Here is a 10,886-nt window from a genome sequence, read left to right as displayed (position 1 = left end):
GCGCGAGCACGGCGACCACCAGCGCGCCGGCCACGACGTCGTGCGGGGTGGGTAGGGTGGCGCGGTGGGTGAGCTTCAGCGCCTTGACGTGCGGCATGCCGGCGCGGTGCTGCGGTTCGAGCGGGAGAACCGGGCGTGGTTCGCGCGGTCGGTGCCGGACCGGGGCGACGACTACTTCGCCGGGTTCGAGGCGCGGCACGCGGCGCTCCTCGCCGAGCAGTCCACCGGCCGGTGCCACTTCCACGTCCTGGTCGACGACGACGGCGAGGTGCTGGGCCGGTTCAACCTGGTCGACGTCGCCGACGGCGAGGCCGAACTCGGCTACCGGGTGGCCGAGCGGGCCGCCGGGCGCGGGGTGGCGACCGACGGGGTCCGGCGCGTCTGCACGCTGGCCCACCAGGCGTACGGCCTGCGCCGGCTGACCGCCGTCACCACCCTGGACAACGCCGGCTCACTCGCGGTGCTCCGGCGCACCGGGTTCACCCCGGCCGGCGAGGTGACCCTCGACGGGCGTCCCGGGCTGCGGCACGTCCGCGACCTGACCGCCGGGCCGGTCGGCGACTGACCGGGGTCACAGCGCCCCGGTGGCGCCGGACATCCGCTGCCGGACGGCCTCCAGCGCCTCGAAGGCGTACGCCCAGTTGTGGCACTTGAAGCTGCGCAGCCCCTCGATCGGGGTGCGGCAGTCGGAGCAGCGCACCCCGGCGATGGCGGCCGGGATCTCGGTGTTGACGTACTTCCGGTCGCCGAGGATGACCGTCGCGATCATCATCCGGTCGTGCACCCCGGACAGCGCGGACGAGACGATGTCGTACCAGTTGACCCGGCGGCCGCACTTCGGGCAGTCCGGCTCGTCGCCGCTGACCCACAGCGGCGCGCCGATGCTGCGCAGCGGCATGCCGAGCAGCTTCTCGATCCGCCGCACGTCCGACTCGGAGGTGGTCCACCGGTGCCGGCCGGGCAGCGACGCGGGCGAGTCGTAGACGGCGCGGAACAGGACCGGGTCGACCTCCACGGTCTCGCGCTGGCGGATCATCGGCGTCCCCTCTCGACGGTCGTGGCCCCCACCGTCGACCGGGGCCGGCGGCGGGCTCAACCGGATCAACGACAGGACGCGTCGACCGACGGCGGTGTGCCGGCGACGCCCCGGCGTACCGCCTCGCTGGCCAGCCGGGACCGGCGGCGGTCGTCGTTCGTGGTCAGCCCGAACTTGTCGTACAGCCGGGAGAGGTGCTTCTTCACGGCGCTCTCGGTGATGTGCAGGGTGGCCGCGATCGCCCGCACCGCGGGCGGCTCGGGGAACGGCACCCCGCCCGCCAGGAACGGGCGGCAGAGCACGGTGACCACCTCCTGCTCGCGCGGGGTCAGGGCCGGCGGCGGGGGCGGTGGCTCGACGTGCACCGTCCGGGTGCTCGAATGCTCCGCCGGGGCGTGGAAGACCAGCCGGGCCGGGCCGATCTCCACCCGGTCCCCGTCCCGGAGGATCTGCGCCTGGCGTACCGGCGTGCCGTTGACCGTGGTGCCGTTGGTGCTGCCCAGATCCCGGATCGACCAGCCGGAGGGGAAGTGCTCGACCAGGGCGTGCAGGCGGGACACCAGCCGGCTGTCGATCGGCAGCTCGTTGCTGGGTGCCCGGCCGATGGTGAGCGCGCCGGCGGTCAACGAGACAAGGCGGACCGCACCGGCGGCGTAGACCTCGAAGTACCCGTCCACCACGTCTCCCGTCAGCGGCCGCAGTACGGCTCGGTCGTCGCGCTGGTCGGCTCCCCGGTCCGCGGGCCCGTCACGGTGGCGGTCGCCGCGGTGCACCCCGCCGTCAGCGGCGACGGCTCGGTCCACAGCTCGAACGGCTGCCCCTCCGCCCGCTGCCGACGCCCGGGCGGGCCGGCCGTGCCGGGGGCGGGACCGACCGCCAGGTCGACCGCCCAGGTACCGCCGTCGACCGCCACGTTGTCGCGGTACTGCTTCCACACCCAGACGTACGCCATGGTGGCCCGGCAGGTCGGCGACCAGTACTGCTTCACCGAGATCGCCCGCAACCCCCCGGCGTGTCCGTACGCGGACGGGCCGACCTGGTAGGCGTCGTCGTAGCACCGGCCGGGAGGCGCGTCGTCCCGGCTGGCCCGGCGTGGCTGCCCGGTGCCGAGCGCCCGGGCGGTGACCGGGGCGGCCCGCCCGGCCACGGCCAGCGCCAGCTCCGGCCGGCGGGGGCCCGGCGCGCGCGGCGTGAAGGTCAGCCGGACCTCGCACCGCTGGCCGGGGGCCAACCGGCGGGCGGTGCACTCCTCCGTGACGATCCGCAGGTCGTCGCCGTGCGGGCCGGCGACCGTCACCCCGGTCAGCCGCACCTCGCGGGCGCTGACGTTGCGGACGGTGACCGCTTGCTCGGTGGACTCGGCGTTCACCTCCTGGTCGCCGAAGGCCAGCTCCGGCACCTCCACCGGGTCGGGCGCCGGGCGGGCCGCCGACGCCGCGGTGGCCAGCACCGACACCACCATGACCAGCGCCCCGAGGCTGCGCGCCAGCGGAGGCCGGCGTTGCCCGGTCGCCCGCGGTGCGGTCGCGGTGAGGCCGTGGCCGAGGGCCGCCCGGCGGCGGGCGGTGAGCGAGAACCGGGGCGGTGGCGGCCGGTCGGCCGGCGTACTGTCCGGCCACCGGCCGGCGGTCCCGCCCGCGTCCCCGCCGCCCAGCACGAACGGGGTGACCGGCTGGTCGGCGGCCTGTTGGGCGCGCTGGAGGTCCTCGGCGAACGCCACCGCCGTCGGGTGCCGCCGCGCCGGGTCCTTCGCCATCGCCCGCTCCAGCACCGCGCAGACGGCGTCCGGTACGCCGGCCGGCCGCAGGTCGGGCACCGGGTCGGCGGCGATGCGGCGCAGCAGCCGCGTGGTGTCGTCCGTGCCGGCCCGCGTGGTGTCGTCCGTGCCGGCCCGCTCGGCCGTGTTCGGCGCGGCCGGATCGTCCGGTGCCTTTTCGGGCGCGGCATCCCCGGCGGCGTCCCTCGTTGCGGCGTCCCTTGTTGCGGCGTCCCCGCCCGCGGTGCCCCTGGCTGCCGCGTCCGGCGCGAAGGCGGGTGCGCCGTGGATCCAGTGCAGCACGGTCGAGGCGAGCGCGTAGACGTCGGAGGCGACCGAGGCCGGCTCGCCGCGCAGGACCTCCGGCGCCGCGTGCAGCACGCTGGCGGTCACCCGTCGCCGGCTGGCGCCCGGTTCCGCCGCGCGCGGGCGGGCCAGCCCGAAGTCGGCCAGCTTCGGCTCGCCGTACCCCGAGATCAGGATGTTCTCCGGCTTCACGTCGCGGTGCAGCACACCCGCCCGGTGCGCGGTCTCCAGTGCGCCCGCCACCGCGATCCCGCCGGCCACCGCCGCGGCCCACCGCCGCGCCGGCCCCTCCGCGCCGCCGGCGGCCAGGCGGTCGGCCAGCGAGCCGCCCTCCTCGTACGCCATCAGCAGGTACGGGTTGCCGCTGGCGGTCCGCCCGGCCTGGTGCAGGGTCACGATGTGCGGATGGTCGGATAGCCGGCCCAGCACCCGCAGCTCCCGCTCGAAGCGGGCCCGGGACGGGCCGTGCCAGTCGGCGGCGAGCACCTTGACCGCCACCCAGCGGGAGAAGTCGGGCTGCCAGGCCCGGTAGACCACCCCGAAGCCGCCCCGCCCGATCTCGACGGCGTCGCTGCACCCGGCCACGCCGAGGTCGAGCCCTGGGCCGGGGGCGGCGCCGCGGCGGGCCGCCGTCTGCTCTCTGTGGACCATGGTTGGCCCATTATGACCGATACGTGGATCAGGGTCGCCGCCCGGCCACTGTCCGTTCACCTGCCGGACACCGACCGGGCCGGCGGGCGCCCCCATTTCGCCGCCCGCCGGCCCAGGCTCAACCGGTGCCCGACACCCCCGTGGGGCTCAACCGCAGTGGTCGTCCCACTGAATCCAGGTCACGTCGGTGTACGCGATCGAGCCACCCCAGTCGATGCACTCGTTCGGCGCGTACACGTAGACGGGCCCGGCGTACTGGGTGTAGTACCCCTCGTCCTCGATCCAGTCGCCCCCGTTGGAGCGTTCGATCTGCGCGGACATGTACTCGCGCTTTCCCGGGGTGTTGGTGATGGTGACGACGCAGTTCCAGCCGCTGTTGTAGGTCAGGTAGACCGTCGCCCGGTCCATGTTGATGTTCATCTTGTCGATGACCCGGTAGCCGCTGCCGCAGGCGCCGTTGTACGCGGCGGCCTGGGCCGGGGCGGCGGCCACGGCGACGGTGCCGGCGGCCAGCGCGGCGACCGTACCGACGCTCGCCAGCGTTCGGGGGATGTTCATCGGGGTCCTCTCGTCGGTGGGCGCGGCCCTGCTCGGCAGGGGCCGCCCGGGGTGTGACCGGACGTCAGCAGACCGTGCTGGTCGAACCGCCCGTCGAGTTGAGGTAGCCGGTGACGTGCGTGCAGTGCGCCGCGGTCGGGGCGGGCGCGCCCCACAGCTCCGCCCGGGTGGTGTTGTTCAGCTGGCCCACGCCGTAGTCGGTGCCGCTGTCGCTGTGGTCGATGACGTGGACGTACAGGTCCCAGTTGGAGTGGGTGTTGCGGTACTGCTCCCACACGTAGATGTAGGCGTAGTTGTAGCCGCAGCCGTAGTACTGCTTGACCGACGCCGCGGACATGCCGCCGACGGTCAGCACCCGGGTGGTGCCGATCTGGCGGACGCTGGAGCAGCTGGCCGGCGTGCTGGCGAGTGCCGGCGACGCGTTGACCAGCGACGCGGCGGCCGCGGCGGTGACCGTGGCCGCGACGGCGAGAGTGCGGCGGAGGACTGACATGACGCCCTGCTTTCTCTGGTGGACCTGATCGAACTGCCCACCCAGCAGACCAGGCGCCGGGGCGGTGCCGGTAGGTGGCGAAGTGGCCACCTTTCTCTCCCCTCGGGGAGGCACGCCGGTCCGGCCACCGGTCCCTGGTGGTCAGTCTCGACCCGTCTCAGGTGGTGAGGTCGAGGTGGCGATCGTGGCAGGTGAGGGCGGCGGCCAGGGTGAGGGATGCGCGGTAGGGCCTGGCGGATCGCTCGTAGCGGATGGTGAACCGGCGGTAGCCGGTGAGCCGGGCGATGGTGCGTTCCAACGTGCCCCTTCCGGCGACTCTATCGATGTGTTTTGATTGTTACCGTCTGGTAGAAGAGGATCCTTCGCGTTTCTGGAGGTCGCCGTGACCCCCTTCCGACACCGCGCGCCACGGTCCCGTCCACCGCTCGTCCGCCGCCCATGCCGAGCCGTCGCCGCCGCCCTCGCCGCCGCTGTCACCGTCACGCTCGCCGGCGCTGTCCCGGCCGCGGCGGCGACGACCGCCCTGCGGCAGGTGATGTTCGTCGGCAACAACTGGGACGGCACCGTCGACGTCATCGAGGCCGGCGGCGACTACGCCCGGATCGGTCGGCTCAACGCCATCCCCGACCGGGCGGCCCGCCTCCGGGAGATCTACCGCGACCCGGTACGGCTGGCGTTCTTCCTCGGCATCCGGCTCGGCCCCGGCGAGGGCAACGACCAGTTCGTCGACGACATGTACACCACCCCCGACGGCAGTTCGCTGGTGATCTCCCGGCCCAGCTTCGCCGATGTCGTCTCCCTCGACCTGACCACCGGCGCCATACGGTGGCGGTTCCCCGTCTCCGGCTACCGGTCGGACCACATGGCTGTCTCGCCGGACGGCCGCCGGGTCGCGGTCTCCGCCTCCACCTCGAACATGGTGCACGTGCTCGACATCGTCACCGGTCGCGAGATCGGCTCGTTCCGGGCCGGCGACAAGCCGCACGAGAACGTCTTCACCGCCGACGGCCGGTACCTGTGGAACATGTCGATCGGCGAAGTCAACACCGCGCTCGACGCGCCCTGGCTCGACTGGACCAAGGGCGACCGTCGCATCACCATCGCCGACGCCACCACCTTCGACGTGGTCCGGGTCATCGACATGCGGGAGCGGCTGGACCGGTTCGGACGCGAGGATCTGTCCGACGCCGTACGCCCGGCCGTCTTCACCCCGGACGAGTCCACGCTCTACTTCCAGGTGTCGTTCTTCAACGGCCTGATCGAGTACGACGTGGCCACCGACGCGATCACCCGCATCCGCACCCTGCCGGCCGACCCGCGTACCGACCCCGACCGCACCACCTGGGTCAACGACTCGCGCCACCACGGGCTGTCGATGAGCCCCGACGGCACGAAGGTCTGCGTCGCCGGGACCATGGACGACTACGCCACCGTGGTGGACCGGGCCACCCTCCAGGAGGGTCCCCTGGTGCCGGCGAGCAAACCCTACTGGGCGACCGTCAGCGCCGACGGCCGGCACTGCGTGATCTCCGAGGCGGGTGCCGACCGGGTCAGCGCGATCGACTTCGCCACGGGGCAGCGGGTGGCGTCGGTGCCCGTCGGTGACCACCCGCAGCGGGTCCGCATCGGCCGGGTACCCGTCGGCTGGACCGCCCCCACCGGCTGAACGCTCTCCCCGACCCCCGGGCCCGGGCCGGGGCCCGGGGATCAGTGGGGCGTGCTGTCCGAGCGGGATGGGAACGGGTACCCGGCGGTTCAGCGTGGGGCGTGTCCGCAGGCCCCACGGCACGGCAGACCAGCCGGGACGCCTGGCGAATCTGGGCCAGAGCCGTGCGCAGGTCTGCCGGAGCGTCGCTCACTCATTCCGGGCCGTCTCCGGACCGGTGACCCGCCGCAGCAGCGGCAGCGTCGAGGCGATGATTCCCAGCGATACCGCCAACCCACCGGTGACCATGAGGTAGAACGGCAGGCGCGGCGGTAGCAGCGTGTAGCCCAGCTGCGCCCGTAGGAAGAGATGCGCGGCCAGGAACCCCATCCCGATCGCCACCGCCGCGACGACCAGCAGCGGCACCACGCTCTCCAACGCGACCACCCGGCGCAGTGTGCGCAGCTGCACCCCGGTGAGCCGCAGCATGCTGAACGGTCGCTTCCGGTCGCTCAGACCGCCGGCGACGCTCACCGCCAGGCTGCAGCCCGCGATCGGCAGGCTGGCCAGCATGACCACATTGGCCAGCTGCTGGAACTGCACCAGCTGCCGCGTGGAGGTGGCCTCCCACTCGCCGACGCTGGCCGGGAAGCGGCCCTGCGGAAACGCGGTCTCCAGCATCGTCCGGGCCCGCTCGAACGCGGACTGGCTGCTTGTGTCGACGACCACCGACAGGATCGGCAACCGGGAGACGTCCGCCGACGCGACGTTCGCGGCGCCCCAGACGTAGTCGTCGCTCGTCTGATCGAACGCGCGCCTGCCGATGAGGTCGCCGGCCACGGCTGCGACCTGCGCGTTGGCGGGGCAGCTGCCGAACACCACCAGGCGGGCGAGTTCAGCGCACGTGATCACGCCCTGCCACCCGTCCCGGTCGGGGTTGACGTGCACGAGCGCCACGCTGCGCACACCCGGGATCGCCGACAGTCCGGCCGGGATCTGGTCGACAGACGGCGCCGGGCCATCCTCCGGCCAGAAGATTTTCGACAGCGACGTCGCGGCCACGGAATCGGTACGCGGTTCGCCACGGTTGGCGACGAACGTGGTGATCGTGCCCGTCGCCACGCTGGTCACGAACAGCGCCACGATCAGCCCGCTCACCGACCGGAACCCCGCCTGCGGGTTGTCCGACAGCCGCCGTCCGGCGATGAGCGCTGCGGGCCGGCTCGCGCGTCCGGCCAGCACCCGCGCGCCGAGCATGGTCAGCCACGGCCCGGCCAGCACCAGCCCGACCAGGATCAGCACGAATCCGGAGATGTACGCGGTGATCTGGCCATTGGTGGTTTCGGGCCGCCGGCCGATGAAGTAGGTCAGCTCGACGAGCCCGACGACCAGCGGGATCAGCCGCCACGCGCGCGGCGGGCGGGGCGTCACCCGCCGGCTCACGCCCAGCGGTGAGATCTGCACCCGGCGCAGCGCAAGCCAGGAAGCCACCACAGCACCGACCGGGATGCCGAGCGCGACCAGCAGCACATCGACGACATTGAGCGACAGGTCGGAGGTGAAGAAGGGCTCGCCGGTGAACGGGATCGCGGCGAGTCCTGGCCGGAACGCGAGGAACAGGCCGAACCCGGCAACGGTCCCGGCGGCAGCCGCGAGTGTCGACTCGACCGCCGAGATCACCGAGATCTGCCGCGGCGTCGCACCGATCAGCCGCATCGCGGCGAAGCGCTGCTCCCGGCGGGTGGCGGCGAGGCGGGTCGCGGTGCCGATGAAGATGAGCACCGGGAAGAGCAGCGAGGCCGCCACGACGGACAGGGTGAGCGTCATGGCACTCGCGTTGAGCCCGATGAAGCAGCCGTTGCAGTCGCTCGGGTCGGTGGTCATGATCTGCGTGACCTGCTGGGCCCCCAACTGCTCCAGCTCTGCCGGGGTCCGCCCGATGACGATGAGCAACGAGTCGGGGGAAGGCAGCCCCGACCGGCCGATGACGCCGATCTCATGGCCGGGGAAGCGGTCGCCGAGCTCGGCGGCGGGCGTGGTGTGCAACAGGTCGGCGAGCGCGGGAGAGACGTAGAACTCGCCCGCCCCGGGCAGGTGCGGGATGCCCGGCGGGACGGGAGCGTCCGGGCCCAGGGCGGCGACCTCGATGCGGCCGATGGACTTGCCGCGGAAGTAGTCCTCCCGCACCATCCACCACATCGGATCAGCAGAGGTGGACGCCGGAGCGACGGCGGAGTTGAGCCAGGCGTACCGAAGGTTCTGCGCACCGACCGCGTTCATGCCGGCGAGCGCCGTCAGGAGCATGCCGACGCCGAGCGCCACTGCGGTAGCGATGATGACGAGCCGGGTCGCGGCCTCCCGCCCGCCGGCCAACGACAGCCGGACGCCGAACCGGATCATGAGTGCACCAGCGCGTTCACCCTGCCGTCGCGCACGATGACCTGCCTGTCGGCGTATGCGGCGACGCGGGCCTCGTGGGTGACGAGAACGACGGTGGTGCCCTGCGCGCGAGCCGAGGAGACCAGGAGATCCATGACCTGCTCGCCGGTCAGCGAGTCGAGCGCCCCGGTCGGCTCGTCGGCGAACAGCGCCCCGGGCCGGGCGACCAGCCCTCGGGCCAGCGCGACCCGCTGCGCCTGTCCGCCGGACAGCTCACCGGACCGGCGCCGCTCCAGCCCGGCCAGGCCGAGCCGCTCGAACCAGGGCCGCGCCTCCGCGAGCGCAGCTGCCCGCTTGATGCCGCCGAGCAGCAGCGGCAGTGCGACATTCTCCTCCGCGGTCAGCTCCGGCACGAGCTGTCCGAACTGGAACACGAACCCGAAATGGTCCCGACGCAGGACGCTGCGCTGGTTCTCACTGAGGGTGTCGATCCGGCGGCCGTCGAAGTGGATCTCGCCGGCGTTCGGTACCAGGATCCCGGCCAGGCAGTGCAGCAGCGTGGATTTCCCGGAGCCGCTCGGGCCCATGATGGCGACGATCTCGCCCGGGGCCACCGAGACGCTGGCGCCCCGCAGCGCCGGGGTCTCGCCGAAGGACAGGACGACGTCCCGTGCCTCGATCGCCTTCATCCCCGTACCACCGCTCGAAGGGCGTCCAACCGGGCGACCGTGGTGTCGATCCAGTGCAGGTCAGCCTCCAGGTGGAACAGGCCGTGGTCGGCCAGCATGGTGTCGACGAGGTTGCTTGTGCGCTTGATCTCGGTGAGCTCCTTCATCCGCCGCAGGTGCGCGGCGCGCTGGATGTCGAGGTACTCCTCGGCGGGGCGGCCGAGCATGAGCGCCAGCACGACCTTGGTGAACAGCACGGTCTGGAGGTTGGGCTCGGCCTCGACCGGTTCGGTCAGCCACGACTCGACCTCGGTCGCGCCCCGCTCGGTGATGACGTAGCGCTTGCGCTCTGGGCCTACGCCCGGCTCGACCTCACCGATCACGATCTTGCCGTCCCGGGCGAGGCGGCCGAGGGTCGAGTAGACCTGGCCGAACGGCAGGGGCTTGCCCCGGCTGAAGAAGGTGTCGTAGTCCCGTTTGAGGTCGTAGCCGTGGCTGGGCTCGCGTTCGAGCAGGCCGAGAAGGGTCATGGGAACACTCATACCGGCACCATACCCTGAGTGTATACCTCCAGTATATATCCCGGGCGTACGTCGATGACGTTAGCGAAGAGGCGCGGCGGTTTCTAGAGTCGGCCCGGGCCGACGACGACCCGCTCTACGCCGCGTACGTCCTGGTCCTGGTGCTCGGTCTGCGGAAGGGCGAGATGCTGGGGCTCACGTGGGCCGACGTCGATCTCGACGCGGGGGAGTTGACCATCGACCGGCAGCTCCAGCGGGTCGGTGCCGAGTTGCTCCACCGGGAGACGAAGACGGCCGCGTCGGACGCCACCCTGCCGCTGCCGGACATTTGCGTCGTGGCGCTCGATCGCCGTCGCACCGCGCAGACCGCCGCCCGGGACGCCGCTGGTCATGCCTGGCAGCCCTCGGACCTCATCTTTACCACCCGTTACGGCCGGCCGATCGAGCCGCGCAACTTCAACCGGTTCTGGGACCGGCGCTGCGACGCGGCCGGTGTCCGGCGGATCACCGTCCGAGACGCCCGGCGGACCTGCGCCTCGCTCCTGGCCGACCTGGACGTGCATCCCCGGGTGGCGATGCAGATCCTTCGGCACGCTCAGTTCGCCATCACCATGGAGATCTACACGGTGGTCTCCTCGGCGGCCACCCGTGACGCGCTCAAGCGGCTCGGCAACGCGCTGGACCGGTGAAGGACCCACCACCCATTCCCTCTGTCCACGCTAGGCCGGTCGCGCCGGTCCCCCTCGCTAAGGGACGTCTCGTAACTCGGTCGGGCGTCCATGGTGGATCATGTCAGGGTGCAGGTGATCTCGGCGGCTCGCCCGGAGTGGATCTTCCCGTTCACCGGGCTGCAGCCCGCCCAGTTCCGCAGGC

General features: G+C 72.6%; 11 protein-coding genes and 1 pseudogene. 3 read left to right on the top strand and 9 right to left on the bottom strand.

All coding sequences use genetic code 11. From position 1 onward, the window contains the following. The first annotated feature begins 88 nt into the window (after positions 1 to 88). Entirely contained in the window at positions 89 to 565 is a 477-nt protein-coding gene (locus C1I99_RS23475) for a GNAT family N-acetyltransferase (RefSeq protein WP_325049232.1), read from the top strand. A 6-nt stretch (positions 566 to 571) separates the two neighbouring features. Here the strand turns inward: C1I99_RS23475 and C1I99_RS23470 are convergent, their stop codons facing one another. The 6 genes from C1I99_RS23470 to C1I99_RS23445 form a co-directional block, all read right to left on the bottom strand. Continuing rightward, a complete protein-coding gene (locus C1I99_RS23470; RefSeq protein WP_111136372.1) occupies positions 572 to 1,036 on the bottom strand; it encodes a DUF8243 domain-containing protein in 465 nt (154 codons plus the stop codon). Between the two features lie 65 nt (positions 1,037 to 1,101). After that, a complete protein-coding gene (locus tag C1I99_RS23465; RefSeq protein ID WP_111136374.1) occupies positions 1,102 to 1,713 on the bottom strand; it encodes an FHA domain-containing protein in 612 nt (203 codons plus the stop codon). Positions 1,714 to 1,724: 11 nt separating this feature from the next. Then, positions 1,725 to 3,749: a serine/threonine-protein kinase gene (locus tag C1I99_RS23460; protein WP_158554102.1), complete on the bottom strand. Its 2,025-nt coding sequence runs from the start codon at positions 3,747 to 3,749 to the stop codon at positions 1,725 to 1,727. 147 nt (positions 3,750 to 3,896) lie between these two features. Further along, the gene (locus C1I99_RS32880; protein ID WP_158554101.1) at positions 3,897 to 4,307 is read right to left on the bottom strand and encodes a spore-associated protein A; all 411 of its coding nucleotides are present in this window, start codon (positions 4,305 to 4,307) and stop codon (positions 3,897 to 3,899) included. Positions 4,308 to 4,371: 64 nt separating this feature from the next. Beyond that, positions 4,372 to 4,800 carry a hypothetical protein gene (locus tag C1I99_RS23450; RefSeq protein ID WP_111136370.1) on the bottom strand — a complete coding sequence of 143 codons (429 nt, stop codon included), beginning with the start codon at positions 4,798 to 4,800 and terminating at the stop codon, positions 4,372 to 4,374. 157 nt (positions 4,801 to 4,957) lie between these two features. Next, the gene (locus tag C1I99_RS23445; RefSeq protein WP_199562364.1) at positions 4,958 to 5,098 is read right to left on the bottom strand and encodes a hypothetical protein; all 141 of its coding nucleotides are present in this window, start codon (positions 5,096 to 5,098) and stop codon (positions 4,958 to 4,960) included. Positions 5,099 to 5,182: 84 nt separating this feature from the next. Here C1I99_RS23445 and C1I99_RS23440 point away from each other — a divergent pair, with 84 nt between their 5' ends. Further along, positions 5,183 to 6,466, top strand: a complete 1,284-nt coding sequence (locus C1I99_RS23440; protein ID WP_111136369.1) for a YncE family protein — start codon at positions 5,183 to 5,185, stop codon at positions 6,464 to 6,466. A gap of 189 nt (positions 6,467 to 6,655) precedes the next feature. Here the strand turns inward: C1I99_RS23440 and C1I99_RS23435 are convergent, their stop codons facing one another. The 3 genes from C1I99_RS23435 to C1I99_RS23425 are packed head-to-tail and all read right to left on the bottom strand — an operon-like array spanning position 6,656 to position 10,034. After that, positions 6,656 to 8,845: an ABC transporter permease gene (locus C1I99_RS23435; protein WP_111136368.1), complete on the bottom strand. Its 2,190-nt coding sequence runs from the start codon at positions 8,843 to 8,845 to the stop codon at positions 6,656 to 6,658. After that, positions 8,842 to 9,513, bottom strand: a complete 672-nt coding sequence (locus C1I99_RS23430) for an ABC transporter ATP-binding protein (protein ID WP_111136367.1) — start codon at positions 9,511 to 9,513, stop codon at positions 8,842 to 8,844. The genes C1I99_RS23435 and C1I99_RS23430 overlap by 4 nt, the downstream gene beginning before the upstream one ends. After that, positions 9,510 to 10,034: a PadR family transcriptional regulator gene (locus C1I99_RS23425; protein ID WP_111136366.1), complete on the bottom strand. Its 525-nt coding sequence runs from the start codon at positions 10,032 to 10,034 to the stop codon at positions 9,510 to 9,512. The genes C1I99_RS23430 and C1I99_RS23425 overlap by 4 nt, the downstream gene beginning before the upstream one ends. Before the next feature lie 62 nt (positions 10,035 to 10,096). On the opposite strand from C1I99_RS23425, the pseudogene C1I99_RS23420 reads away from it, so the two are divergent. Further along, positions 10,097 to 10,702: pseudogene (locus C1I99_RS23420) on the top strand (site-specific integrase); the annotation flags it as partial. Between the last annotated feature and the right edge of the window lie 184 nt (positions 10,703 to 10,886).

The organism is Micromonospora deserti (assembly GCF_003236335.1).
Taxonomy (GTDB): Bacteria; Actinomycetota; Actinomycetes; order Mycobacteriales; family Micromonosporaceae; genus Micromonospora; species Micromonospora deserti.
Note: the sequence above shows the minus strand (reverse complement) of the source record. Positions and strands in the feature narration are given on the sequence as shown.